Raw genomic sequence first — 229 nt, 5'->3', positions numbered from 1 at the left:
ATGCGGCATCCTAGGCAAGAGGAATCGGCGAATGCATGCAAAATTCAACAGCTTTTGAGCGATGATTTCACGCAGCAGTCCTCGTGAAATTTACTTGCATGAAAGTATTGACTTTGGAACTGGACGCCATCGATTTGCGCCTGCTGGACGCCCTGCAGGCCGATTGCTCTCTGAGCAACCAGGACCTCGCTGCACGCTGCGCGGTATCGCCGGCCACCTGCCTGCGGCG

1 protein-coding gene is annotated in these 229 nt (G+C 55.9%); it reads left to right on the top strand.

Annotated features, from left to right (window positions below):
• Positions 1-98: 98 nt before the first annotated feature.
• On the top strand, positions 99-229 hold a 131-nt coding region (locus RVY79_RS22170; protein WP_411161797.1), incomplete at its 3' end, for an Lrp/AsnC family transcriptional regulator.

It is taken from the genome of Chromohalobacter sp. HP20-39 (genome assembly GCF_033052815.1).
Taxonomy (GTDB): domain Bacteria; phylum Pseudomonadota; class Gammaproteobacteria; order Pseudomonadales; family Halomonadaceae; genus Chromohalobacter.
Note: the sequence above shows the minus strand (reverse complement) of the source record. Positions and strands in the feature narration are given on the sequence as shown.